This is a genomic window from Pectobacterium jejuense (genome assembly GCF_026800125.1).
In the GTDB taxonomy this organism is placed as follows: Bacteria; Pseudomonadota; Gammaproteobacteria; order Enterobacterales; family Enterobacteriaceae; genus Pectobacterium; species Pectobacterium jejuense.
In genome coordinates this window covers 1-21,923 of record NZ_JAPQKX010000008.1, presented here as the reverse complement: position 1 = coordinate 21,923, position 21,923 = coordinate 1, and the positions used below count along the sequence as shown (strand labels likewise).

Genomic DNA, 21,923 nt, shown 5'->3' with positions numbered 1-21,923 from the left:
GGAGGAGAAAGACAATGGCAGTTGTTAAATGTAAACCGACATCTCCGGGTCGTCGCCACGTTGTTAAAGTGGTTAACCCTGAGCTGCACAAGGGCAAGCCTTATGCCCCGTTGCTGGAAAAGAACAGCAAATCCGGTGGCCGTAACAACAATGGCCGCATCACTACTCGTCACATCGGTGGTGGTCACAAACAGCAATATCGTCTGATTGACTTCAAACGCAATAAAGATGGTATTCCTGCGGTTGTTGAGCGTCTGGAGTATGATCCGAACCGTTCCGCGAATATCGCGCTGGTTCTGTACAAAGACGGCGAACGTCGTTACATCCTGGCGCCGAAAGGCCTGAAAGCCGGCGACCAGATTCAATCTGGCGTTGATGCTGCGATTAAAGCGGGTAACACCCTGCCGATGCGTAACATTCCAGTCGGTTCAACGGTTCATAACGTAGAAATGAAACCAGGTAAAGGCGGCCAATTGGCTCGTTCTGCTGGTGCTTACGTTCAGATCGTTGCTCGTGACGGTTCTTACGTTACCCTGCGTCTGCGTTCTGGCGAAATGCGTAAAGTCGAATCCGACTGCCGCGCTACGCTGGGCGAAGTTGGCAACGCTGAGCACATGCTTCGCGTTCTGGGTAAAGCTGGTGCTGCACGCTGGCGTGGTGTTCGTCCTACCGTTCGCGGTACGGCAATGAACCCAGTCGACCACCCACACGGTGGTGGTGAAGGTCGTAACTTTGGTAAGCACCCGGTTAGTCCGTGGGGCGTTCAGACCAAAGGTAAGAAGACCCGCAGCAACAAGCGTACTGATAAATTTATCGTACGTCGCCGTACTAAATAATCTTAGAGGATAAACCATGCCACGTTCTCTCAAGAAAGGTCCATTTATTGACCTGCACTTGCTGAAGAAGGTAGAGAAAGCGGTGGAAAGCGGAGACAAGAAGCCTTTGCGCACTTGGTCCCGTCGTTCAACGATCTTTCCAAATATGATCGGTTTGACCATCGCTGTCCATAATGGTCGTCAGCACGTTCCGGTGTTTGTTTCCGATGAAATGGTCGGTCACAAACTGGGTGAATTCGCGCCGACTCGTACTTATCGCGGCCATGCGGCCGACAAAAAGGCTAAGAAGCGCTAAGGTAGGAGGAAGAGATGGAAACTATCGCTAAACATTGCCACGCTCGTTCTTCTGCTCAAAAGGTTCGCCTGGTGGCAGACCTGATTCGCGGTAAGAAAGTGTCGCAAGCTCTGGAAGTTCTGACCTACACCAACAAGAAAGCTGCTGGTCTGGTTAAAAAAGTGCTGGAGTCTGCTATTGCTAACGCAGAACACAACGATGGCGCTGACATTGATGATCTGAAAGTCGCGAAAATCTTCGTTGACGAAGGCCCAAGCATGAAGCGCATTATGCCGCGTGCTAAAGGTCGTGCGGATCGCATCCTGAAGCGTACCAGCCACATTACTGTGGTTGTGTCCGATCGCTGAGACTCTGGAGACTAGCAATGGGTCAGAAAGTACATCCTAATGGTATTCGCCTGGGTATTGTCAAACCTTGGAACTCTACCTGGTATGCGAATACCAAAGAATTCGCTGACAACCTGGACAGCGATTTTAAAGTTCGTAAATACCTGACGAAGGAACTGGAGAAGGCTTCCGTTTCTCGTATCGTTATCGAACGTCCGGCAAAAAGCATTCGTGTGACTATTCACACTGCTCGCCCGGGTATCGTGATCGGTAAAAAAGGTGAAGATGTTGAAAAACTGCGCAAAGTCGTAGCGGATATCGCTGGCGTACCTGCACAGATCAATATCGCAGAAGTTCGTAAACCTGAACTGGACGCAAAACTGGTTGCTGACAGCATCACTTCTCAGCTGGAGCGTCGTGTGATGTTCCGTCGTGCTATGAAGCGTGCGGTACAGAACGCCATGCGTCTGGGCGCTAAAGGTATTAAAGTTGAAGTAAGTGGCCGTCTTGGCGGCGCTGAAATCGCGCGTACCGAATGGTACCGTGAAGGTCGTGTTCCATTGCATACACTGCGTGCGGATATCGACTACAACACCTCCGAAGCGCACACCACTTATGGTGTTATCGGTGTGAAAGTGTGGATCTTCAAAGGTGAGATCCTGGGTGGTATGGCTGCCGTTGAACAACCGGAAAAACCGGCTGCTCAACCTAAAAAGCAGCAGCGTAAAGGCCGCAAGTAAGGAGAGTCGCTGATGTTACAACCAAAGCGTACAAAATTCCGTAAGGTGCACAAGGGCCGCAACCGTGGTCTGGCGCAGGGTACGGATGTTAGCTTCGGCACTTTCGGTCTGAAAGCTGTTGGCCGCGGTCGCCTGACTGCTCGTCAAATCGAAGCTGCACGTCGTGCCATGACCCGTGCTGTTAAGCGTCAAGGTAAGATCTGGATCCGTGTATTCCCGGACAAACCGATCACCGAGAAACCGCTTGAAGTTCGTATGGGTAAAGGTAAAGGTAACGTGGAATATTGGGTTGCCTTGATTCAGCCAGGTAAAGTCCTGTACGAAATGGACGGTGTGCCGGAAGAGTTAGCCCGTGAGGCATTCCAACTGGCAGCAGCGAAACTGCCTATCAAAACCACCTTTGTAACTAAGACGGTGATGTAATGAAAGCAAATGAGCTGCGTGAAAAAAGCGTCGAAGAGCTGAACACTGAACTGCTCGGCCTGCTGCGCGAGCAATTTAACCTGCGTATGCAGGCTGCCAGTGGTCAGTTGCAACAGACTCACCTGGTAAAACAAGTGCGTCACAATATTGCACGTGTTAAGACTTTACTGACTGAGAAGGCGGGTGCGTAATGACCGATAAAATCCGTACTCTGCAAGGTCGTGTTGTAAGCGACAAAATGGAGAAATCCATGGTTGTTGCTATCGAACGTTTTGTGAAACACCCGCTTTACGGTAAATTCATTAAGCGTACGACTAAGCTGCACGTACATGACGAGAACAATGAATGCGGTATCGGTGACGTGGTTGAAATCCGCGAATGCCGTCCGCTGTCCAAAAATAAGTCTTGGACACTTGTTCGCGTTGTAGAGAAAGCGATTCTGTAATAAAGTAGCGCTCTTCTCTTATGATAAACGGCTCTGCAAAGGGCCGTTTATTTTTTCTACCCATACCAAGGAAGCGGTGTTATAATGCTGCGCCCTCAATTATGGGGTATTTAATGGCCCGAAAGGGTCCTAGAGTAGTAGTTGACAAGCGGAGCACTAAAATGATCCAAGAACAGACTATGCTGAACGTGGCCGATAATTCCGGTGCACGTCGCGTAATGTGTATCAAGGTTCTAGGTGGCTCGCACCGTCGCTACGCAGGCGTCGGCGATATCATCAAAATTACCATCAAGGAAGCAATTCCTCGCGGTAAGGTGAAGAAAGGCGATGTTCTGAAGGCGGTAGTGGTGCGCACCAAGAAGGGTGTTCGTCGCCCGGACGGTTCTGTCATTCGCTTCGATGGCAATGCTTGCGTTATTTTAAATAATAACAGCGAACAGCCTATCGGTACGCGTATTTTTGGGCCGGTAACTCGTGAACTGCGTAATGAGAAGTTCATGAAAATTATCTCTCTGGCACCAGAAGTACTTTAAGGAGCGAATCATGGCAGCGAAAATCCGTCGTGATGACGAAGTTATTGTGCTAACCGGTAAAGATAAAGGTAAGCGCGGTAAAGTAAAAAATGTCCTGTCTGCTAGTAAGGTCATTGTTGAAGGTATTAACCTGGTTAAAAAACATCAGAAGCCGGTTCCGGCCCTGAACCAACCAGGTGGCATCGTTGAAAAAGAAGCTGCAATTCAAGTTTCTAACCTTGCAATCTTCAATGCGGCAACTGGTAAGGCTGACCGTGTAGGCTTTAGATTCGAAGACGGAAAAAAAGTCCGTTTCTTTAAATCTAATAGCGAAACTATCAAGTAATTTGGAGTAGTACGATGGCGAAACTGCATGATTACTACAAAGACGAAGTAGTTAAAAAACTCATGACTGAGTTTAACTACAATTCTGTCATGCAAGTCCCTCGGGTCGAGAAGATCACCCTGAATATGGGTGTTGGTGAAGCGATCGCTGACAAGAAACTGCTGGATAACGCAGCAGCTGATCTGGCAGCAATCTCCGGTCAAAAACCGTTGATCACCAAAGCACGCAAATCTGTTGCAGGCTTCAAAATCCGTCAGGGCTATCCGATCGGCTGTAAAGTAACTCTGCGTGGCGAACGCATGTGGGAGTTCCTTGAGCGTCTGATTTCCATTGCTGTACCGCGTATTCGTGACTTCCGTGGCTTGTCCGCTAAGTCATTCGATGGTCGTGGTAACTACAGCATGGGTGTGCGTGAGCAGATCATCTTCCCGGAAATCGACTACGATAAAGTCGATCGCGTTCGTGGTTTGGACATTACCATTACCACTACTGCGAAATCCGATGATGAAGGCCGTGCGCTGTTGGCCGCCTTTAACTTCCCATTCCGCAAGTAAGGTAGGGTTACTAATGGCTAAGCAATCCATGAAAGCACGCGAAGTTGTTCGTGTGAAACTGGCTGAAAAATACCGCGCTAAACGCGAGGAATTGAAAGCTATCATCTCTGGTGTGAACTCATCCGACGAAGATCGTTGGGATGCAGTTCTTAAGCTGCAGACTCTGCCGCGTGATTCCAGCCCGTCTCGTCAGCGTAACCGCTGCCGCCAAACTGGTCGTCCGCACGCTTTCCTGCGGAAGTTCGGGTTGAGCCGTATCAAGGTCCGTGAAGCCGCTATGCGCGGTGAAATTCCGGGTCTGAAAAAGGCTAGCTGGTAATTGTCACCAATTGAATCACGGGAGTAAAGACAGATGAGCATGCAAGATCCGATCGCGGATATGCTGACCCGTATCCGTAACGGTCAAGCCGCGAACAAAGTTGCGGTCACCATGCCTTCCTCCAAGCTGAAAGTGGCAATTGCCAACGTGCTGAAGGAAGAAGGTTACATTGAAGATTTCAAAATCGAAGGCGACACCAAGCCAGTTCTGGAATTAGAACTTAAATATTTCCAGGGCAAGGCAGTGGTAGAAAGCATTCAGCGAGTAAGCCGTCCAGGTCTGCGCATCTATAAAAGAAAAGATGAGCTGCCAAAAGTTATGGCCGGTTTGGGTATCGCAGTTGTTTCTACCTCTAAAGGTGTTATGACTGATCGTGCAGCTCGCCAGGCTGGTCTTGGTGGCGAGATTATCTGCTACGTAGCTTAATCGGGAGGAAAAATGTCTCGTGTTGCAAAAGCACCCGTCGTCATTCCTGCCGGCGTAGAGGTAAAACTCAACGGTCAGGATGTTTCGATTAAGGGTAAAAACGGCGAGCTGAGTCGTAAGATCCACGATGCTGTTGAAGTGAAACAAGCTGACAACGCTCTGACTTTCGCTCCGCGCGAAGGTTTTGTTGACGGATGGGCCCAAGCGGGTACCACTCGTGCTCTGTTGAACGCAATGGTTATCGGTGTTACCGAAGGCTTCACTAAGAAGCTGCAACTGGTTGGTGTTGGTTACCGTGCTGCTGTTAAAGGCAACGTGGTTAACCTGTCTCTCGGGTTTTCTCACCCAGTAGAGCATGCACTGCCGGCAGGTATTACTGCAGAATGCCCAAGCCAAACTGAAATCGTACTGAAAGGTGCTGATAAGCAGGTTATTGGTCAGGTTGCTGCGGAATTACGCGCCTACCGTCGTCCTGAGCCTTATAAAGGCAAGGGTGTCCGTTACGCCGACGAAGTCGTGCGTACCAAAGAGGCTAAGAAGAAGTAAGGTAACACTATGGATAAGAAAGCAGCTCGTATCCGTCGTGCGACCCGCGCACGCCGCAAGCTCCAGGAACTGGGTGCGACGCGTCTGGTGGTACATCGTACTCCACGCCATATTTATGCGCAGGTCATTGCACCGAACGGTTCTGAAGTCCTGGTAGCCGCTTCTACTGTAGAAAAAGCTATCGCTGAACAACTGAAGTCTACCGGTAATAAAGACGCAGCAAGTGCAATAGGTAAAGCTATTGCAGAACGCGCGTTAGAAAAAGGCATTAAAGATGTCTCTTTCGACCGTTCCGGTTTCCAATATCATGGTCGAGTCCAAGCACTGGCAGATGCTGCCCGTGAAGCTGGCCTTCAGTTCTAAGGTAGAGGTGTAAGATGGCTCACATCGAGAAACAAGCTGGCGAACTGCAGGAAAAGCTGATCGCGGTAAATCGCGTATCTAAAACCGTTAAAGGTGGTCGTATTTTCAGCTTCACCGCACTGACTGTAGTGGGTGATGGCAACGGCCGCGTTGGTTTTGGTTACGGTAAAGCTCGCGAAGTTCCAGCAGCGATCCAGAAAGCGATGGAAAAAGCCCGTCGCAATATGATGAATGTCGCGCTGAACAACGGCACCCTGCAGCACCCAGTTAAAGGTGCTCACACGGGTTCTCGTGTGTTCATGCAGCCAGCTTCCGAAGGTACCGGTATTATTGCCGGTGGTGCAATGCGCGCCGTTTTGGAAGTTGCAGGGGTTCACAACGTATTGGCTAAAGCCTATGGTTCCACTAACCCGATTAACGTGGTTCGTGCAACGATTGATGGTTTGGCCAATATGAAGTCCCCGGAAATGGTCGCTGCCAAGCGTGGTAAATCCGTTGAAGAAATTCTGGGGTAATGACCGTGGCAAAGACTATTAAAATTACTCAAACCCGTAGTGCAATCGGTCGTCTGCCGAAACATAAGGCGACACTGCTTGGCCTGGGTCTGCGTCGTATTGGTCATACAGTTGAACGTGAGGATACTCCTGCGGTTCGCGGTATGGTCAACGCGGTTTCCTACATGGTTAAAGTAGAGGAGTAACAGATGCGTTTAAATACTCTGTCTCCGGCCGAAGGTGCTAAACACGCACCGAAGCGTTTAGGTCGTGGTATTGGTTCTGGCCTGGGCAAAACCAGTGGTCGTGGTCACAAAGGTCAGAACTCTCGTTCTGGCGGTGGCGTGCGTCGTGGTTTTGAAGGTGGTCAGATGCCTTTATATCGTCGTCTGCCGAAATTCGGTTTTACTTCTCGCAAAGCGATGATCACGGCAGAAGTTCGTCTGTCTGATTTAGCTAAAGTAGAAGGCGATGTGGTTGACCTGAATACGCTGAAAGCCGCTAATGTTATTGGCATTCAGATTGAGTTCGCGAAAGTGATTCTGTCTGGTGAAGTTGCTCGTCCGGTAACGATTCGTGGTCTGCGTGTCACTAAAGGTGCTCGTGCTGCTATCGAAACTGCTGGCGGTAAAATTGAGGAATAAGTAGCAGATGGCTAAGCAACCAGGATTAGATTTTCAAAGTGCTAAAGGCGGAGTTGGTGAACTGAAGCGCAGACTTTTGTTTGTTATCGGTGCGCTAATTGTTTTCCGTATTGGCTCTTTTATCCCAATTCCTGGTATTGATGCCACTGTGCTTGCCAAATTGCTTGAACAGCAGCGAGGCACCATCATTGAAATGTTTAACATGTTCTCTGGTGGTGCTCTCAGCCGTGCTTCTATCTTTGCACTGGGTATTATGCCGTATATTTCGGCGTCGATTATTATCCAGTTGCTGACGGTGGTTCATCCCGCGTTAGCTGAAATAAAGAAAGAAGGGGAAGCTGGCCGTCGTAAGATTAGCCAGTATACCCGCTACGGTACCTTGGTATTGGCTATATTCCAGTCGATCGGTATTGCTACCGGTTTGCCGAATATGCCTGGAATGCAAGACTTGGTGATAAATCCAGGTTTTGCTTTCTACTTTACCGCTGTTGTGAGCCTGGTTACTGGGACAATGTTCCTGATGTGGCTGGGAGAACAGATTACGGAACGTGGTATCGGTAACGGTATCTCGATCATAATCTTCGCTGGTATTGTTGCGGGACTACCGCCGGCCATTGGCCATACCATCGAGCAAGCTCGGCAAGGCGACCTGCACTTCCTCCTGTTGCTGTTGGTTGCAGTTTTAGTGTTTGCAGTAACCTTCTTCGTTGTTTTCGTTGAACGTGGTCAACGTCGTATCGTCGTTAACTATGCAAAACGTCAACAGGGTCGTCGTGTTTATGCAGCACAGAGTACGCATTTACCGCTGAAGGTGAACATGGCTGGGGTTATCCCTGCAATTTTCGCCTCCAGTATTATTCTGTTCCCAGCCACGATTGCATCTTGGTTTGGGGGCGGTACCGGTTGGAACTGGCTGACAACTATTTCGCTCTATTTGCAGCCCGGACAACCGCTTTATGTGTTACTCTATGCGTCTGCAATCATCTTCTTCTGTTTCTTCTACACTGCGTTGGTTTTCAACCCGCGCGAAACAGCAGATAACCTGAAGAAGTCCGGTGCATTCGTGCCAGGAATTCGTCCGGGAGAGCAAACGGCGAAATATATCGATAAAGTGATGACTCGCCTGACTCTGATTGGTGCGATGTATATTACTTTTATCTGCCTGATCCCGGAGTTTATGCGTGACGCAATGAAAGTACCTTTCTATTTCGGGGGTACATCTTTATTGATCGTTGTTGTCGTCATCATGGACTTTATGGCTCAAGTGCAAACTCTGATGATGTCGAGTCAATATGAGTCTGCATTGAAGAAAGCAAACCTGAAAGGCTATAACCGTTAATTAGGTGAGCTTGAGAAGTTACGGAGAGTAAAAATGAAAGTTCGTGCTTCCGTCAAGAAATTATGTCGTAACTGTAAGATTGTTAAGCGTAACGGTGTCGTTCGTGTGATCTGCAGTGCCGAGCCGAAGCATAAACAGCGTCAAGGCTGATTATCTCGCATATTTTTCTTGCAAAGTTGGATTGAGCTGGCTAGATTAGCCAGCCAATCTTTTGTATGTAGCTGCAACATTATTTGAGTATCCTGAAAACGGGCTTTTCAGAATGGTGTTGCTGTATAAAATTGTAGGAGTGCATAGTGGCCCGTATAGCAGGCATTAACATTCCTGATCATAAACATACCGTTATTGCGTTAACGTCGATTTTCGGTATCGGTAAAACCCGGTCGCAGGCTATTTGTGCTGCAACAGGGATTGCCGAAGATGTTAAGATCAGTGAGCTGTCTGAAGAGCAAATCGATAAGCTGCGTGACGAAGTTGCCAAGTTTGTTGTAGAAGGTGATCTGCGTCGTGAAGTTACCCTGAGCATCAAGCGTCTTATGGACCTTGGTACTTATCGTGGTTTGCGTCATCGTCGTGGTCTGCCGGTTCGCGGTCAGCGTACCAAGACTAACGCCCGTACCCGTAAGGGTCCGCGCAAACCGATCAAGAAATAATCGGGGTGATTGAATAATGGCAAAGGCACCTATTCGTGCACGTAAGCGTGTAAGAAAGCAAGTCTCTGACGGTGTGGCTCATATCCATGCTTCTTTCAACAACACCATCGTAACCATTACTGATCGTCAGGGTAATGCGCTGGGTTGGGCAACTGCCGGTGGTTCCGGCTTCCGTGGTTCTCGTAAATCTACGCCGTTCGCTGCTCAGGTAGCTGCAGAACGTTGCGCAGAGGCCGTGAAAGAGTACGGTATTAAGAACCTGGAAGTTATGGTTAAAGGACCTGGTCCGGGCCGTGAGTCTACTATCCGCGCATTGAACGCGGCTGGTTTCCGCATCACTAATATTACTGATGTGACTCCGATCCCTCATAACGGTTGTCGTCCGCCGAAAAAGCGCCGCGTATAACGCCGCTTTTAGGATTGTTGGAGAAAGAAAATGGCAAGATATTTGGGTCCTAAGCTCAAGCTGAGCCGTCGTGAAGGCACCGACCTGTTCCTGAAGTCTGGTGTTCGTGCGATCGATTCCAAGTGTAAAATTGAACAAGCTCCTGGCCAGCACGGTGCGCGTAAACCGCGTCTGTCTGACTATGGTGTACAGTTGCGTGAAAAGCAAAAAGTTCGCCGTATCTACGGTGTTCTGGAGCGTCAGTTCCGTAACTATTATAAAGAAGCTGCACGTCTGAAAGGCAACACAGGTGCAAACCTGCTGCAACTGCTGGAAGGTCGTCTGGATAACGTTGTTTATCGTATGGGTTTTGGTGCCACTCGTGCTGAAGCACGTCAGATGGTAAGCCACAAAGCTATCATGGTAAACGGTCGCGTTGTTAGCATCGCTTCTTATCAGGTATCCCCGAATGACGTAGTCAGCATCCGTGAGAAAGCTAAAAAGCAATCTCGCGTGAAAGCCGCTCTGGAGCTGGCTGAACAGCGTGAAAAGCCAACTTGGCTGGAAGTTGATGCTGCCAAGATGGAAGGTGTGTTCAAACGTATTCCTGAACGTACCGATCTGTCTGCGGACATTAATGAACACCTGATCGTCGAGCTTTACTCCAAGTAAAGCTTAGTACCAAAGAGAGGACACAATGCAGGGTTCTGTGACAGAGTTTCTAAAACCGCGCCTGGTTGATATCGAGCAAGTGAGTTCGACGCACGCCAAGGTGACCCTTGAGCCATTAGAGCGGGGCTTCGGCCATACTCTTGGCAACGCACTGCGCCGTATTCTGCTTTCATCCATGCCAGGTTGCGCGGTGACCGAGGTTGAGATTGATGGTGTACTGCATGAGTACAGCACCAAAGAAGGCGTACAGGAAGATATCCTGGAAATCCTGCTCAACCTGAAAGGGCTGGCGGTGAGAGTTCAAGGCAAAGATGAAGTTATTCTTACCCTGAATAAATCTGGCATTGGCCCTGTGACTGCAGCCGACATCATCCATGATGGTGATGTCGAAATCGTCAAGCCGCAGCACTTAATTTGCCATCTGACCGATGAGAACGCATCTATTAGCATGCGTATCAAAGTTCAACGTGGTCGTGGTTATGTGCCGGCATCTGCCCGTATTCATACGGAAGAAGATGAGCGCCCAATCGGTCGTCTGTTAGTTGATGCTTGCTACAGCCCTGTAGAGCGTATTGCCTACAATGTTGAAGCAGCTCGTGTAGAACAGCGTACTGACCTGGACAAGCTAGTCATCGAAATGGAAACCAATGGCACGATCGATCCTGAAGAGGCGATTCGCCGTGCGGCTACCATTCTGGCTGAACAACTTGAAGCTTTTGTTGACTTACGTGATGTTCGTCAGCCAGAAGTTAAAGAAGAGAAACCAGAGTTCGATCCGATTCTGCTGCGCCCTGTTGACGATCTGGAATTGACTGTCCGCTCTGCTAACTGCCTTAAGGCAGAAGCTATCCACTACATCGGTGATCTGGTACAGCGTACCGAGGTTGAGCTGCTCAAAACGCCTAACCTTGGTAAAAAATCTCTTACTGAGATTAAAGACGTACTGGCTTCCCGTGGTCTGTCTCTGGGCATGCGCCTGGAAAACTGGCCACCGGCAAGCATTGCTGATGAGTAACCAGATCACAGGTTAAGGTTTTACTGAGAAGGATAAGGTCATGCGCCATCGTAAGAGTGGTCGTCAACTGAACCGTAACAGCAGCCATCGTCAGGCTATGTTCCGTAACATGGCTAGTTCTTTGGTTCGTCATGAAATCATCAAGACGACCCTGCCGAAAGCGAAAGAGCTGCGTCGCGTTGTTGAACCGCTGATTACTCTTGCCAAGACCGACAGCGTTGCTAATCGTCGTCTGGCATTCGCCCGTACTCGTGATAACGAGATCGTGGCAAAACTGTTTAATGAACTGGGCCCGCGTTTCGCGAGCCGTGCCGGTGGTTACACTCGTATTCTGAAGTGTGGCTTCCGTGCTGGTGACAATGCGCCGATGGCATACATCGAGCTCGTTGATCGCTCAGTTTCGCAGACAGAAGAAGTGGCTACTGCAGAGTAATCTGTAAGAGCATAAAAAAACCGGGGAAACCCGGTTTTTTTATATCTGAAATAAGTCATGCTTTCGCATAAATGTACATGGTAAGCAACTACCTGTGTCTGAGTGAGCTGAAAAATACATCCCACCTGTTCTCATCTACCCATTTCGACTATATACTCTGCACGTTTTATTGATGTACATACCAACCCGAGTTCCTCAGGAGTAATGATGACCACATATCGCCATAAACGTGGGAAAATCCAGGACAACGCCATTGAGGCATTGCTACATGACCCACTGTTTCGCCAACGAATTGAAGTGAATGAGAAAGGGAAAGGAAGTTATCGTAGAAAAGAGAAGCACATGAAGAAAGGTAACTGGGAGGCCAGTGGTAAGCAATCAAATGATTATTTACCTCTGGCCTTTCTACTTTCTGCTTAACGATACTGAGTCTAAGCAGAAACTCAATTCTTACTGTCTAGTCTGTTGTTCTTTTAGTAAGTCGCGAATTTCAGCTAAGAGCTTTTCTTCTGCGCTAGGTTTTGGCGGTGCTGCAGGGGTATCTTCCTGTTTACGACGCATTTTATTCATAAGCTTGATCGCTATAAAAATCGCGAAAGCGACGATGACAAAGTCGAAAATATTCTGGATGAAAGCGCCATAATTCATGACGACGGCAGGAATTTCGCCTTGTGCATCACGAAGAATAAGGCTGAATTGTTTAAAATCGACACCACCAATCAAAAGCCCAAGTGGCGGCATAATAATATCTGATACCAGAGAAGAGACGATTTTGCCGAAAGCTGCACCAATAATGACACCCACCGCCAAATCGACAACGTTGCCACGCATGGCAAACTCTCTGAATTCTTTAATGATGCTCATATCCGTTCTCCTTGCCAAAATTTATAAATTAATTCTAACCAATAGCCGTATCTTTGCCAGATTATCGATTAGTAATAAAGCTGTTCCCACATTATAAAAAGAAGGGACTCGGTTGAAATAGACGTTCAACATCAGGCACAAATTTCTTGTCAGCCAAGAACATGATGACATGATCACCTTGTTCAATTTTGCTATTTGCGTTGGCAATGATGACATCATCACCGCGAACGATTGCACCGATGGTCGTACCGGGTGGAAGCTTAATATCTTCGATCATTCTGCCGACAACTTTCGATGTGCCCTCATCTCCATGGGCGATGGCCTCGATTGCTTCGGCTACACCACGACGTAAAGAGGATACACTAACAATATCCGCCTTACGGACATGGCTGAGTAGCGCAGAAATTGTTGCCTGCTGTGGGGATATTGCGACATCGATGACGCTGCCCTGAACCAGATCGACATAAGCCCGACGCTGGATAAGGACCATTACTTTTTTCGCGCCCATGCGTTTAGCCAGCATAGCTGACATAATATTCGCTTCGTCATCGTTGGTAATGGCGATGAATACATCGATCTGCTCGATATGCTCTTCGGCGAGGAGTTCTTGATCTGAAGCATCGCCATGGAATACGACTGTATTTTGCAGAAGCTCAGCCAGTTCCACAGCTCGGTCTGCATTTCGTTCTATCAATTTTATGCTGTAGTCTTTTTCTAACCGCTGCGCTAATCCTGCACCGACGTTCCCGCCACCAACGATCATGATCCTTTTATACGGTTTTTCAAGGCGCTGCAGTTCACTCATCACCGCACGAATATGCTGTGAAGCGGCGACAAAAAACACCTCATCTCCAGCTTCGATAATGGTGGAGCCCTGTGGGCGAATCGGGCGATCGTGACGAAAAATAGCCGCAACGCGGGTATCCACGTGAGGAATGTGTTCACGGAGAGAGGTGAGCGCATTACCGACCAGTGGACCACCATAGTAGGCATTAACTGCCGCAAGACTCACTTTGCCTTCAGCGAAGTTGACGACCTGAAGTGCTCCGGGATATTCGATCAGTTTGTAAATGTTATCGATCACCAACTGTTCCGGGGAGATCAGGTGATCAATGGGAACCGCTTCTGGTAAAAACAGCTGTTCTGATTCACGAATGTATTCAGCGGCACGAATGCGCGCAATCCGGTTTGGTGTTTTGAAAAGAGAATAAGCAATCTGGCAGGCTACCATATTCGTTTCATCTGAATTGGTAACGGCGACCAGCATATCAGCATCTTCTGCTCCCGCTTCACGCAGCACGCGTGGATGAGAGGCATAGCCTGTAACGACACGCAGGTCAAATTTATCCTGAAGCTGGCGTAACCGATTTGCATCAGTATCAACGACAGTGATGTCATTGTTTTCACCCGCTAAATTTTCCGCCAGTGTTCCGCCGACCTGACCCGCGCCAAGAATGATAATTTTCATAATAAGCCATGCCGTTTATTGATTGCTGTCTGTTGCAGACAATACTGGGTTCAATATCAGTTTTTTACCAGCTTCGCATAAAAGAAACCATCACCACCATCGGCATGGGGAAGCATCTGTATACCCGGCATCTCTCTTGTTCCTGTATCGATAAGCGTTGCATCGATATGGCGAGTCAAGAAATCAGCAACTTGTTGGATATTTTCTTGTGGCAGAATAGAGCAGGTCGCATAGACCATCGTGCCGCCTGTTTTGAGATGTGGCCAGATGGCGTCAAGAATTTCTTTTTGCAATGCCACTAGCTCCTCGATGTCTCTGTCTCGGCGCAACCACTTAATATCAGGATGACGGCGAATCACACCAGTGGCCGAGCAAGGGGCATCCAACAGAATGCGATCAAACACACGTCCTTCGCACCATGAATCGGGGTAACGTCCATCACCTTGTTTTACTTCAGCATGCATTTGTAGTCGTAGTAAATTTTCTTTTACCCGACCTAAACGTGTTTCATCAACATCGACAGCGAGCACGTGAGATTTTGGTGCCGCCTCTAAAATGTGTGTCGTTTTTCCGCCAGGCGCAGCGCAGAGATCGAGGATCTGTTCGCCATCCTGTGGATCGAGCCAATAGACGCAACCTTGAGCCGATGCATCCTGTACCGTTGCCCACCCTTGCGAAAATCCTGGCAATTGATCGACCGCACAGGGAGCTGCAAGTCGTATCGCATCGCTGTATTCAGCATGAGGAAATGCTTCGATTCCCTCTTGCTCTAACAAGTTTAAATACGTTTCACGTGTGTGGTGTAATCGATTCACACGTAGCCACATTGGGGGGCGTTGATTATTCGCCTCAATGATGTTTTGCCAGTGATTTGGATAGGCACGCTCAATGCGGGCCAGCAGCCAGCTTGGATGCAGGTAGTGAGATGAGTGAGTTGCCTCACGTTGAATCAGTTCTTCCTGCTGACGCTGAAATTGGCGTAATACGCCATTAATCAGTCCTTTGAGCTGTGGCCGCTTTAATGCGACGGCACCTTCTACTGTTTCTGCCAGGGCTGCATGTGGCGGGATCCGAGTGTAATGTAGCTGGTAGATGCCGACCATGATGAGGTAGTGCAGCGTGCGTTGTTTACCCGTCAGAGGTTTGGCCATCAGTTGTTGAATGCACCATTCCAACTGCGGTAAAACGCGTAATACGCCGAAGCAAAGCTCTTGCAAAAGTGCGCGATCTTTATCGGAGACTTCACGCTGATGAACAGGTAATAAGGCACTGAGTGATTGTCCCTGATCCAGTACCTGTCCCACCACTTTTGCGGCAATACTGCGTAGATTGTATGAGCTTTTCATGTGTTAGCGATGACGTATACGTAAAAGAGAGAGGATATACCGGCATGGTGCCGGTATGAAAAATAGATTAGTCCAGTGTATTACCGGGAACGAACCACTCACGACGTGAGTTAAGCAGATCCTGCGCGCCCATGACTTTTTTGCCTGCGGGCTGCAATTCCTGAATATTCAAGATGCCATCGGCTGTTGCTACCTGAATGCCCTGCTTGTCTGCCTGTATGATTGTACCGGGCTGTGAGCCATGTGCTTTGGCGATGACTTCAGCTTTCCAGACTTTCACTGGTTGTTCATCGACGATGAAATAGCTGACTGGCCAAGGATTAAAAGCACGAATACAACGCTCAAGCTTCTCGGCAGATAACTGCCAGTTGAGACGAGCTTCTTCTTTGCTGAGCTTTTCTGCATAGGTGGCAAGGGCATCATTTTGTGTTTCAGCAACAGCGCTGCCATCAGCAAGCTGCTCCAGCGTTTCCAATAAGCCACGTGGGCCCAGCTCAGCAAGTTTATCGTACAACGTTGCACTGGTATCCTGTGGCAGGATCGGGCACGAAATTTTGTGCAGCATTGCGCCAGTATCGAGTCCAACATCCATTTGCATGATCGTCACGCCGGTTTCACTATCCCCAGCCCACAATGCACGTTGAATGGGGGCCGCGCCACGCCAGAGAGGCAACAGAGAACCGTGAACATTAATGCAGCCAAGGCGAGGCATGGATAACACGGGCTGCGGCAGAATTAGACCGTAGGCGACAACGACCATAACATCGGCATTTAATGCCTGAACCATCGCTTGATTTTCTTCCGGCCGCAGAGATTTAGGCTGGAAAACGGGGATGCTATGCTGCTCTGCCAGTACTTTTACCGGACTGGGAGTGAGCTTGTTGCCCCTGCCTGCTGGACGATCGGGCTGGGTGAAAACGCCAACGATTTCATGTCCGGATGATAAAAGCGCGTCAAGGTGACGCGCGGCAAAGTCAGGGGTTCCGGCAAAGATTATGCGTAAAGAATCAGACACGGTGCTTCCTGTCAGGATGAAAATTATCGGGCTCGACTATTCTGCTTAGCCAGTTTTTCCAGTTTTTGACGAATGCGCTGGCGTTTAAGCGGGGAAAGGTAATCGATAAACAGTTTCCCAACCAGATGGTCCATTTCATGCTGAATACAAATGGCGAGTAGCTCGCTTGCTTCAAGTTCGAACGTCTTACCTTCACGATCCAATGCGCGCACTTTCACATGCTCTGCACGAGGAACCAGCGCGCGCGTTTCAGGGATCGACAGGCAACCCTCTTCGATGCCCGTATCGCCGCTCTTTTCAATCAGCTCGGGATTGATCAGCACCAGTCGTTGGTCTCGTTCTTCAGAGACGTCGATAACAATAATACGCTGATGAATATCCACCTGTGTCGCAGCCAGCCCAATACCTTCTTCTTCGTACATGGTATCGAACATATCATCCACGATACGTTGAATATCTGCATTGACTTCTTTTACGGGTTGCGCAGTGATGCGGAGCCGCTCGTCTGGAAAATGTAATACCTGCAAAACTGCCATATATGTTTAGATCTGTATCTGAATAGTGAGAGAGTCTTAGCCCTCATTCTAGACATTTCCTTCCTCGATTGACAGCATCGGCACTGAATTGCAGCACTTATCTGAACAGGGCGGAGTAAGGGACACCGATGCGATCAATGGAAATCTGGCTACGTATGACGGGCGTACGGCATCTGGGGGCCAGACGTGCTTGGGCGATTGTCAGAAAGCTTATTGACTTAAACTCGTTCGATAATGAGATTTTGGGGGCGTTAGGCCTGTCTGATACTCAAATAGCCCAATTCTGTACCTACGATCGTAAGATCCTGGAAGAAACTCTCAACTGGTTGTCTCATCCTAATCATCATATCGTGACGTGCGAAGATGCCTTATATCCTTTTCTGTTGAGCAATATTCGTGATTTTCCGCTTCTGCTCTTTGTTTCTGGTTCTCCTGAGTTACTGGCATCGCCACAAATATCGATTATTGGTAGCCGGGGGAGTAGTGCTTACGGTGAACGCTGGGGATGCTTTTTCGCTCAAGAGCTTGCCGCGAATGAACTCACGGTGACAAGCGGGCTAGCGATTGGCATTGATGGTATTGCTCATCGTGCTGCTTTGGATGCGGGAGGGCGAACCATTGCAGTGCTGGGAAGTGGGCTGAAGAATATTTATCCCAAGCGGCACGCTAAGCTTGCCGAACGTATCTGTGGCGGTGGTGGCGCGTTGGTCTCCGAATTTCCCCTCGCGATGCCGCCTTTCCCAACCAACTTTCCCAGAAGAAATCGTATTATCAGCGGGCTAGGGCTGGGTGTTCTAGTCATTGAAGCGACTATCCGCAGTGGGTCGTTGGTCACTGCGCGTTATGCTTTGGAACAAGGACGGGAAGTTTTTGCTCTGCCGGGGCCGATTGGTAACCCGATGACTGAGGGAACACACTGGTTGATCCAGCAAGGAGCCAGTCTGGTTACACATCCGAAAGATATTCTTGAGCAGGTGGTGAGTGAGTTACGGTGGCTGCCGATGGAAAGCGGGCAAACTATTTCTAACGAAGAAGAGGATGGCGAATTGCCATTTGCCGATGTGTTGGCTAACGTAGGAGATGAGGTTACACCTGTTGACGTTGTCGCTGAACGCGCCGGCCAACCTGTGCCAGAGATAGTCACTAAGCTATTAGAGCTGGAGTTAGCAGGATGGATCGCAGCAGTACCCGGCGGCTATGTCCGATTAAGGAGGGCAGGCCATGTTCGACGTACTCATGTACTTGTTTGAGAGCTACATCCACAATGAAACTGAAATGCGTGTCGATCAGGATACGTTAACTGATGACCTCACCCGCGCTGGATTCCATCGTAACGATATTTATAGCGCGTTGAGTTGGTTGGAGAAACTGGCCGATATTCAGGAAGGGCAGACTGCGCCGCTTTATTTGGCGAACGATCCTCTTGCTATACGGATCTATACGCAGGATGAGGCGCTGCGTCTTGATGCGGAATGTCGTGGCTTTTTATTGTTCCTTGAGCAAATTCAGGTTCTGAACCTTGAAACGCGGGAAATGATTATTGAACGCGTCATGGCGTTGGAAACGCAGGAATTTGATCTGGAAGATCTGAAGTGGGTCATTCTCATGGTGCTTTTCAATGTACCTGGTTGTGAGAATGCTTATCAGCAAATGGAAGAATTACTCTTTGAGGTCAATGACGGTTATGTGCAATAGCCAGAGGAATAACAGTTCGAATGGCTAAGCCTGCACTGTTTGCTGAAAAAAAACAGGAAATGTGTCCAGACTGTGGGTCAGTGCTGGTTATCCGTTCTGGTCGGCACGGCCCATTTCTTGGCTGTTCTGCGTATCCAGAATGTGAGTTCATTCGTCCGCTGAAAGCACAAGCTGATGGACATATCGTCAAGGTGTTAGATGGGCAGCAATGTCCGCTTTGTCAGTCGACCCTGGTCTTACGGCAAGGCCGTTATGGGATGTTCATCGGCTGTGGCAATTACCCTGAATGCCATCATACCGAGACTATCGATCGCCCTGATGATACGGAGATTCGATGTCCACAGTGTAATGAAGGCACGCTGTTGCAGCGTAAATCTCGCTACGGCAAGGTGTTTCATTCTTGCGATCGCTATCCCGATTGCCAGTTTACGTTAAACCATAAGCCGATAGCGGGTGAATGCCCTTCTTGCCATTACGCTTTATTGTTTGAGAAAAAAACGGCACAAGGCATCAAGCTATTTTGTGCCAGTAAATTATGTGGAAAACCGATAGCGGCAGAAGTTGATAAGAATGAGTGATGTGTCTGATGAACTAATGATTCCCATTTTGCGGGAGTTACATAACGAGCAGGTTATTGCGTACCCGACGGAAGCGGTATTTGGGTTGGGCTGCGATCCTGATAGTGAGGTGGCGGTTAATCGCCTGCTGGCGTTAAAACAACGCCCTTGGCAAAAAGGGTTGATCCTGATTGCGGCAGATTTTAGCCAACTGGCTTCTTATATTGATGACAGTGCGTTATCCGATGAGCAGAAAGCGGTGATGTTTTCCACATGGCCAGGTCCGGTTACTTGGGTATTGCCAGCAAAACGCACGACTCCGCAGTGGTTAACGGGGCAATTTTCTTCACTTGCGGTGCGCGTTAGCGACCACCCATTAGTCAAGGAACTGTGCCAGCGTTACGGTAAACCGTTGGTATCGACCAGTGCCAATTTAAGTGGTCAACCGCCTTGCCGTACGGCTCAGGAAGTTTCTCTACAGTTTGGTGATGATTTTCCTGTGCTAGTTGGGGATGTCGGCGGAAGAATGAACCCATCAGAAATCAGGGATGTATTAACAGGCGAGCTTATTCGTCAAGGGTAACGACAAGTTGGAGAGGAACGTGTCTGAAGTAACGTCTTTTGCGGTTTTTGGCAATCCGATTGCGCATAGTAAATCACCTCGCATACATGAGCTATTTGCTGCACAGACGGGGATAACGTTGACGTACCAGCGCGTGTTGGCGCCTCTGGATGATTTTGAGCAGATGCTACGCCAGCATTTTCGTGATGGTGCTGGTGGGGCGAATGTGACAGCGCCCTTTAAAGAGCGGGCCTTTGCTGAAGCCGATGAGCGTAGCGAATGTGCTGCGCTTGCTGGGGCGGTTAATACATTGAAGAGGCTGAGTGACGGCCGCCTGTTGGGTGATAATACTGATGGCATCGGTTTGCTCAGCGATCTGCAACGATTGGCGCTGGTGAAGCCGTTGGATCGTGTTTTGTTGGTTGGTGCGGGCGGCGCGGCGCGGGGTGTTATCCAACCTCTGCTGGCTTATGGCTGTACAGTCGTGCTCACGAATAGGACCTTTTCCAAGGCCGATGCCTTAGCTAAGATCTTCCGTGACATTGGTGATATTAACGCTGTTGCTCTCGATGATTTACAGGGTCAGTCGTTCGATCTGATCATCAACGCCACATCTTCTGGTATGTACGACAGCGTTCCTAACTTACCGACAGAACTCATTTCGCCGGAAACGTGCTGTTATGACATGTTTTACCTGCCGCAACTGACACCATTTTTGTCATGGTGCGTACAGCATGGTGCCCGCCATTATGCAGATGGTTTGGGAATGCTGGTGGGGCAAGCGGCACATGCGTTTAAACTTTGGCATGGTGTTATGCCGGATGTGGAGCCAGTTATTGCTTTGCTAAAGCAGGATCTTGCTAAATGAACCAGGCGATCCAGTTTCCCGATCGTGAAAGCTGGGATGATAAGGTAAGGGCGATCCGCTTTCCTGTTTTAGTGAATGGCTTTCAGCAGGAATGCTTAGTGAGCGCTGAGCTGCTCCAGCAACGTTATGGTGGTGATAGCCCTGAACGGTGGCTGGCACTGTTCAGGGAATATCGATGGGATCTTGAAGATGAACTGGAACAAATGATCGCTGCTGAAGAATGGGATGATGAAGGCTGTTACTCGTTGTCCTGAGCAAGGTATTCATCTTTCCAGCGAACGTAGTTGTTTGCCGAGTAAATCAATCCCTCTATTTCTTCCTGTGTGAGTGGCCGAATTTTTTTGACTGGGCTGCCGAGGTATAGATGTCCCTTCTCTAGCCGTTTTCCTGGCGGGACTAAGCTACCCGCACCAATCATGACATCATCTTCAATAATTGCTCCGTCCAAAAGTATTGATCCCATTCCGACCAGAACCCGATTTCCTATTTGGCAACCGTGCAGCATCGCTTTATGGCCCACTGTGACGTCTTCACCAATAATAAGCGGATTACCTTCTGGCTTTTTCTCTGAGCAGTGGGTGACATGAAGTACAGAACCGTCCTGAACATTACTCCTTGCACCAATAGTAATGTAGTTAACATCACCGCGTATGGCGACAAGGGGCCAGATGCCGACATCATCGCCTAGTGTTACCTTGCCAATCACCACGCTGGAACGATCGACCATGACCCTTTCGCCTAAAACGGGAGAAATGCCGTTATAACGACGGAATGTTTTTGCACTCATCGACAACCTCGTAGTTATTTGCCACATACTGATTATTCGTTATTAGACAAAATATCGACAGATATGGGATGTCGGCAACTGAAAAGTGGCGTGGATCGAGTAAGATCTCATCGAAAGGGTCGAAAAACACGCGAACAGAAAAAAAGATCAAGAAAGTTGTTGTGTAACGAAAACGGATCCCTATAATGCGCCTCCATCGACACGGCGCTGTGAATACACAACCGGGTCGATAAAGAAAGAGAAAACGCTTTAAAATAAGCGTTGACTCTGAAGGTGAAAAGCGTAATATACGCCACCTCGCGAAGTGGTTAAGACCACAACGCACTGCTCTTTAACAATTTAATCAGACAATCTGTGTGGGCACTCACAAGACCGTATCTTGACGATATAAAAAGTCTTGAAGAGTGAACAACAGTAAATTCATTACGAATAAACAGTTACTAATTCTTTGAGCATCGC

General features: G+C 48.8%; 37 protein-coding genes. 31 read left to right on the top strand and 6 right to left on the bottom strand.

Annotated elements, in window-relative coordinates; all coding sequences use genetic code 11:
- The first annotated feature begins 14 nt into the window (after positions 1–14).
- The 25 genes from rplB (at position 15) to NXT09_RS15190 (ending at position 12,186) form a co-directional block, all read left to right on the top strand.
- Entirely contained in the window at positions 15–836 is an 822-nt protein-coding gene (rplB, locus tag NXT09_RS15310; protein WP_010286179.1) for a 50S ribosomal protein L2, read from the top strand.
- Positions 837–852: 16 nt separating this feature from the next.
- On the top strand, positions 853–1,131 hold the full coding sequence (gene rpsS, locus NXT09_RS15305) for a 30S ribosomal protein S19 (RefSeq protein ID WP_004929772.1): 279 nt from the start codon (positions 853–855) through the stop codon (positions 1,129–1,131).
- 14 nt (positions 1,132–1,145) lie between these two features.
- Positions 1,146–1,478 carry a 50S ribosomal protein L22 gene (rplV, locus tag NXT09_RS15300; RefSeq protein WP_005970275.1) on the top strand — a complete coding sequence of 111 codons (333 nt, stop codon included), beginning with the start codon at positions 1,146–1,148 and terminating at the stop codon, positions 1,476–1,478.
- Positions 1,479–1,495: 17 nt separating this feature from the next.
- Positions 1,496–2,197, top strand: a complete 702-nt coding sequence (gene rpsC, locus NXT09_RS15295) for a 30S ribosomal protein S3 (protein WP_005970274.1) — start codon at positions 1,496–1,498, stop codon at positions 2,195–2,197.
- Positions 2,198–2,209: 12 nt separating this feature from the next.
- Positions 2,210–2,620: a 50S ribosomal protein L16 gene (gene rplP, locus NXT09_RS15290; RefSeq protein ID WP_005970273.1), complete on the top strand. Its 411-nt coding sequence runs from the start codon at positions 2,210–2,212 to the stop codon at positions 2,618–2,620.
- Positions 2,620–2,811: a 50S ribosomal protein L29 gene (gene rpmC / locus NXT09_RS15285; protein ID WP_005970272.1), complete on the top strand. Its 192-nt coding sequence runs from the start codon at positions 2,620–2,622 to the stop codon at positions 2,809–2,811. Before rplP ends, rpmC begins: the two co-directional genes overlap by 1 nt.
- Complete coding sequence (gene rpsQ, locus NXT09_RS15280) at positions 2,811–3,065, top strand: 30S ribosomal protein S17 (RefSeq protein ID WP_010286161.1); 255 nt, start codon at positions 2,811–2,813, stop codon at positions 3,063–3,065. The genes rpmC and rpsQ overlap by 1 nt, the downstream gene beginning before the upstream one ends.
- Positions 3,066–3,226: 161 nt before the next feature.
- A complete protein-coding gene (gene rplN, locus NXT09_RS15275) occupies positions 3,227–3,598 on the top strand; it encodes a 50S ribosomal protein L14 (RefSeq protein WP_000613954.1) in 372 nt (123 codons plus the stop codon).
- Between the two features lie 10 nt (positions 3,599–3,608).
- Entirely contained in the window at positions 3,609–3,923 is a 315-nt protein-coding gene (gene rplX, locus NXT09_RS15270) for a 50S ribosomal protein L24 (protein ID WP_005970267.1), read from the top strand.
- Positions 3,924–3,937: 14 nt separating this feature from the next.
- Positions 3,938–4,477: a 50S ribosomal protein L5 gene (gene rplE / locus NXT09_RS15265; RefSeq protein ID WP_005970265.1), complete on the top strand. Its 540-nt coding sequence runs from the start codon at positions 3,938–3,940 to the stop codon at positions 4,475–4,477.
- 13 nt (positions 4,478–4,490) lie between these two features.
- Entirely contained in the window at positions 4,491–4,796 is a 306-nt protein-coding gene (rpsN, locus tag NXT09_RS15260) for a 30S ribosomal protein S14 (RefSeq protein ID WP_010286114.1), read from the top strand.
- A 33-nt stretch (positions 4,797–4,829) separates the two neighbouring features.
- Entirely contained in the window at positions 4,830–5,222 is a 393-nt protein-coding gene (gene rpsH / locus NXT09_RS15255; RefSeq protein WP_005970261.1) for a 30S ribosomal protein S8, read from the top strand.
- A gap of 12 nt (positions 5,223–5,234) precedes the next feature.
- Complete coding sequence (gene rplF / locus NXT09_RS15250; RefSeq protein ID WP_005970259.1) at positions 5,235–5,768, top strand: 50S ribosomal protein L6; 534 nt, start codon at positions 5,235–5,237, stop codon at positions 5,766–5,768.
- A gap of 9 nt (positions 5,769–5,777) precedes the next feature.
- Positions 5,778–6,131 carry a 50S ribosomal protein L18 gene (gene rplR / locus NXT09_RS15245; protein ID WP_010286111.1) on the top strand — a complete coding sequence of 118 codons (354 nt, stop codon included), beginning with the start codon at positions 5,778–5,780 and terminating at the stop codon, positions 6,129–6,131.
- 14 nt (positions 6,132–6,145) lie between these two features.
- Positions 6,146–6,646 (top strand): 30S ribosomal protein S5, encoded by a 501-nt coding sequence (gene rpsE, locus NXT09_RS15240; RefSeq protein WP_005970257.1) that lies wholly within the window; start codon positions 6,146–6,148, stop codon positions 6,644–6,646.
- Between the two features lie 5 nt (positions 6,647–6,651).
- Positions 6,652–6,831: a 50S ribosomal protein L30 gene (gene rpmD, locus NXT09_RS15235; protein ID WP_004846568.1), complete on the top strand. Its 180-nt coding sequence runs from the start codon at positions 6,652–6,654 to the stop codon at positions 6,829–6,831.
- A 3-nt stretch (positions 6,832–6,834) separates the two neighbouring features.
- Positions 6,835–7,269, top strand: coding sequence for a 50S ribosomal protein L15 (gene rplO / locus NXT09_RS15230; protein WP_010286086.1), 435 nt, complete (start codon positions 6,835–6,837; stop codon positions 7,267–7,269).
- Positions 7,270–7,276: 7 nt separating this feature from the next.
- Positions 7,277–8,608, top strand: coding sequence for a preprotein translocase subunit SecY (gene secY, locus NXT09_RS15225; protein ID WP_010286083.1), 1,332 nt, complete (start codon positions 7,277–7,279; stop codon positions 8,606–8,608).
- 33 nt (positions 8,609–8,641) lie between these two features.
- Positions 8,642–8,758, top strand: coding sequence for a 50S ribosomal protein L36 (gene rpmJ, locus NXT09_RS15220; protein WP_002227352.1), 117 nt, complete (start codon positions 8,642–8,644; stop codon positions 8,756–8,758).
- A 146-nt stretch (positions 8,759–8,904) separates the two neighbouring features.
- Complete coding sequence (gene rpsM, locus NXT09_RS15215; protein ID WP_010286058.1) at positions 8,905–9,261, top strand: 30S ribosomal protein S13; 357 nt, start codon at positions 8,905–8,907, stop codon at positions 9,259–9,261.
- 16 nt (positions 9,262–9,277) lie between these two features.
- A complete protein-coding gene (gene rpsK, locus NXT09_RS15210; RefSeq protein WP_002919257.1) occupies positions 9,278–9,667 on the top strand; it encodes a 30S ribosomal protein S11 in 390 nt (129 codons plus the stop codon).
- Positions 9,668–9,697: 30 nt separating this feature from the next.
- A complete protein-coding gene (rpsD, locus tag NXT09_RS15205) occupies positions 9,698–10,318 on the top strand; it encodes a 30S ribosomal protein S4 (RefSeq protein WP_010286047.1) in 621 nt (206 codons plus the stop codon).
- Between the two features lie 25 nt (positions 10,319–10,343).
- A complete protein-coding gene (locus NXT09_RS15200) occupies positions 10,344–11,333 on the top strand; it encodes a DNA-directed RNA polymerase subunit alpha (protein WP_005970247.1) in 990 nt (329 codons plus the stop codon).
- Positions 11,334–11,373: 40 nt separating this feature from the next.
- A complete protein-coding gene (rplQ, locus tag NXT09_RS15195) occupies positions 11,374–11,766 on the top strand; it encodes a 50S ribosomal protein L17 (RefSeq protein WP_005970246.1) in 393 nt (130 codons plus the stop codon).
- 207 nt (positions 11,767–11,973) lie between these two features.
- The gene (locus NXT09_RS15190) at positions 11,974–12,186 is read left to right on the top strand and encodes an alternative ribosome-rescue factor A (protein ID WP_010286032.1); all 213 of its coding nucleotides are present in this window, start codon (positions 11,974–11,976) and stop codon (positions 12,184–12,186) included.
- 30 nt (positions 12,187–12,216) lie between these two features.
- Here NXT09_RS15190 and mscL read toward each other — a convergent pair whose 3' ends face one another.
- The 5 genes from mscL to def all read right to left on the bottom strand — a co-directional run bounded on the left by mscL (position 12,217) and on the right by def (position 16,995).
- Positions 12,217–12,630: a large-conductance mechanosensitive channel protein MscL gene (gene mscL, locus NXT09_RS15185; RefSeq protein WP_014916810.1), complete on the bottom strand. Its 414-nt coding sequence runs from the start codon at positions 12,628–12,630 to the stop codon at positions 12,217–12,219.
- A gap of 91 nt (positions 12,631–12,721) precedes the next feature.
- Complete coding sequence (trkA, locus tag NXT09_RS15180; RefSeq protein WP_010304922.1) at positions 12,722–14,098, bottom strand: Trk system potassium transporter TrkA; 1,377 nt, start codon at positions 14,096–14,098, stop codon at positions 12,722–12,724.
- Between the two features lie 56 nt (positions 14,099–14,154).
- Positions 14,155–15,444: a 16S rRNA (cytosine(967)-C(5))-methyltransferase RsmB gene (gene rsmB / locus NXT09_RS15175; protein ID WP_268580213.1), complete on the bottom strand. Its 1,290-nt coding sequence runs from the start codon at positions 15,442–15,444 to the stop codon at positions 14,155–14,157.
- Between the two features lie 67 nt (positions 15,445–15,511).
- Entirely contained in the window at positions 15,512–16,459 is a 948-nt protein-coding gene (gene fmt / locus NXT09_RS15170) for a methionyl-tRNA formyltransferase (RefSeq protein ID WP_268580212.1), read from the bottom strand.
- A gap of 23 nt (positions 16,460–16,482) precedes the next feature.
- Positions 16,483–16,995, bottom strand: coding sequence for a peptide deformylase (gene def, locus NXT09_RS15165; RefSeq protein ID WP_015841915.1), 513 nt, complete (start codon positions 16,993–16,995; stop codon positions 16,483–16,485).
- A gap of 128 nt (positions 16,996–17,123) precedes the next feature.
- On the opposite strand from def, the gene dprA reads away from it, so the two are divergent.
- Genes dprA through NXT09_RS15135 form a run of 6 tightly spaced genes read left to right on the top strand, consistent with a single transcriptional unit; the run spans position 17,124 to position 20,931 of the window.
- Positions 17,124–18,245 (top strand): DNA-protecting protein DprA, encoded by a 1,122-nt coding sequence (gene dprA / locus NXT09_RS15160; RefSeq protein WP_268580211.1) that lies wholly within the window; start codon positions 17,124–17,126, stop codon positions 18,243–18,245.
- Positions 18,217–18,690 carry a DUF494 family protein gene (locus tag NXT09_RS15155; RefSeq protein ID WP_205554347.1) on the top strand — a complete coding sequence of 158 codons (474 nt, stop codon included), beginning with the start codon at positions 18,217–18,219 and terminating at the stop codon, positions 18,688–18,690. Before dprA ends, NXT09_RS15155 begins: the two co-directional genes overlap by 29 nt.
- Positions 18,691–18,710: 20 nt before the next feature.
- Entirely contained in the window at positions 18,711–19,268 is a 558-nt protein-coding gene (locus tag NXT09_RS15150; RefSeq protein ID WP_240583868.1) for a DNA topoisomerase family protein, read from the top strand.
- Entirely contained in the window at positions 19,261–19,830 is a 570-nt protein-coding gene (gene tsaC, locus NXT09_RS15145) for an L-threonylcarbamoyladenylate synthase type 1 TsaC (protein ID WP_268580210.1), read from the top strand. Before NXT09_RS15150 ends, tsaC begins: the two co-directional genes overlap by 8 nt.
- A gap of 19 nt (positions 19,831–19,849) precedes the next feature.
- Positions 19,850–20,677, top strand: a complete 828-nt coding sequence (gene aroE, locus NXT09_RS15140; RefSeq protein ID WP_268580209.1) for a shikimate dehydrogenase — start codon at positions 19,850–19,852, stop codon at positions 20,675–20,677.
- The gene (locus tag NXT09_RS15135) at positions 20,674–20,931 is read left to right on the top strand and encodes a DUF1488 family protein (RefSeq protein ID WP_268580208.1); all 258 of its coding nucleotides are present in this window, start codon (positions 20,674–20,676) and stop codon (positions 20,929–20,931) included. Before aroE ends, NXT09_RS15135 begins: the two co-directional genes overlap by 4 nt.
- On the opposite strand, the gene NXT09_RS15130 is transcribed toward NXT09_RS15135, so the two are convergent.
- On the bottom strand, positions 20,916–21,464 hold the full coding sequence (locus NXT09_RS15130; protein WP_268580207.1) for a gamma carbonic anhydrase family protein: 549 nt from the start codon (positions 21,462–21,464) through the stop codon (positions 20,916–20,918). The genes NXT09_RS15135 and NXT09_RS15130 overlap by 16 nt on opposite strands.
- Positions 21,465–21,923: the final 459 nt, after the last annotated feature.

Coding starts and splice junctions, on each gene's coding strand:
- NXT09_RS15135 (WP_268580208.1), top strand. CDS start 20,674: ATGAACCAGGCGATCCAGTTTCCCGATCGTGAAAGCTGGGATGATAAG.
- trkA (WP_010304922.1), bottom strand. CDS start 14,098: ATGAAAATTATCATTCTTGGCGCGGGTCAGGTCGGCGGAACACTGGCG.
- rplO (WP_010286086.1), top strand. CDS start 6,835: ATGCGTTTAAATACTCTGTCTCCGGCCGAAGGTGCTAAACACGCACCG.
- rpsN (WP_010286114.1), top strand. CDS start 4,491: ATGGCTAAGCAATCCATGAAAGCACGCGAAGTTGTTCGTGTGAAACTG.
- dprA (WP_268580211.1), top strand. CDS start 17,124: ATGCGATCAATGGAAATCTGGCTACGTATGACGGGCGTACGGCATCTG.
- NXT09_RS15150 (WP_240583868.1), top strand. CDS start 18,711: ATGGCTAAGCCTGCACTGTTTGCTGAAAAAAAACAGGAAATGTGTCCA.
- rsmB (WP_268580213.1), bottom strand. CDS start 15,444: ATGAAAAGCTCATACAATCTACGCAGTATTGCCGCAAAAGTGGTGGGA.
- rplR (WP_010286111.1), top strand. CDS start 5,778: ATGGATAAGAAAGCAGCTCGTATCCGTCGTGCGACCCGCGCACGCCGC.
- rpsK (WP_002919257.1), top strand. CDS start 9,278: ATGGCAAAGGCACCTATTCGTGCACGTAAGCGTGTAAGAAAGCAAGTC.
- rplN (WP_000613954.1), top strand. CDS start 3,227: ATGATCCAAGAACAGACTATGCTGAACGTGGCCGATAATTCCGGTGCA.
- rplV (WP_005970275.1), top strand. CDS start 1,146: ATGGAAACTATCGCTAAACATTGCCACGCTCGTTCTTCTGCTCAAAAG.
- rpsE (WP_005970257.1), top strand. CDS start 6,146: ATGGCTCACATCGAGAAACAAGCTGGCGAACTGCAGGAAAAGCTGATC.
- rpmJ (WP_002227352.1), top strand. CDS start 8,642: ATGAAAGTTCGTGCTTCCGTCAAGAAATTATGTCGTAACTGTAAGATT.
- secY (WP_010286083.1), top strand. CDS start 7,277: ATGGCTAAGCAACCAGGATTAGATTTTCAAAGTGCTAAAGGCGGAGTT.
- rpsS (WP_004929772.1), top strand. CDS start 853: ATGCCACGTTCTCTCAAGAAAGGTCCATTTATTGACCTGCACTTGCTG.
- rpmC (WP_005970272.1), top strand. CDS start 2,620: ATGAAAGCAAATGAGCTGCGTGAAAAAAGCGTCGAAGAGCTGAACACT.
- rplQ (WP_005970246.1), top strand. CDS start 11,374: ATGCGCCATCGTAAGAGTGGTCGTCAACTGAACCGTAACAGCAGCCAT.
- rplX (WP_005970267.1), top strand. CDS start 3,609: ATGGCAGCGAAAATCCGTCGTGATGACGAAGTTATTGTGCTAACCGGT.
- NXT09_RS15130 (WP_268580207.1), bottom strand. CDS start 21,464: ATGAGTGCAAAAACATTCCGTCGTTATAACGGCATTTCTCCCGTTTTA.
- rplB (WP_010286179.1), top strand. CDS start 15: ATGGCAGTTGTTAAATGTAAACCGACATCTCCGGGTCGTCGCCACGTT.
- rpsH (WP_005970261.1), top strand. CDS start 4,830: ATGAGCATGCAAGATCCGATCGCGGATATGCTGACCCGTATCCGTAAC.
- rpsQ (WP_010286161.1), top strand. CDS start 2,811: ATGACCGATAAAATCCGTACTCTGCAAGGTCGTGTTGTAAGCGACAAA.
- tsaC (WP_268580210.1), top strand. CDS start 19,261: ATGAGTGATGTGTCTGATGAACTAATGATTCCCATTTTGCGGGAGTTA.
- mscL (WP_014916810.1), bottom strand. CDS start 12,630: ATGAGCATCATTAAAGAATTCAGAGAGTTTGCCATGCGTGGCAACGTT.
- NXT09_RS15200 (WP_005970247.1), top strand. CDS start 10,344: ATGCAGGGTTCTGTGACAGAGTTTCTAAAACCGCGCCTGGTTGATATC.
- rplP (WP_005970273.1), top strand. CDS start 2,210: ATGTTACAACCAAAGCGTACAAAATTCCGTAAGGTGCACAAGGGCCGC.
- rplF (WP_005970259.1), top strand. CDS start 5,235: ATGTCTCGTGTTGCAAAAGCACCCGTCGTCATTCCTGCCGGCGTAGAG.
- rpsD (WP_010286047.1), top strand. CDS start 9,698: ATGGCAAGATATTTGGGTCCTAAGCTCAAGCTGAGCCGTCGTGAAGGC.
- NXT09_RS15155 (WP_205554347.1), top strand. CDS start 18,217: ATGTTCGACGTACTCATGTACTTGTTTGAGAGCTACATCCACAATGAA.
- rplE (WP_005970265.1), top strand. CDS start 3,938: ATGGCGAAACTGCATGATTACTACAAAGACGAAGTAGTTAAAAAACTC.
- rpsC (WP_005970274.1), top strand. CDS start 1,496: ATGGGTCAGAAAGTACATCCTAATGGTATTCGCCTGGGTATTGTCAAA.
- NXT09_RS15190 (WP_010286032.1), top strand. CDS start 11,974: ATGACCACATATCGCCATAAACGTGGGAAAATCCAGGACAACGCCATT.
- def (WP_015841915.1), bottom strand. CDS start 16,995: ATGGCAGTTTTGCAGGTATTACATTTTCCAGACGAGCGGCTCCGCATC.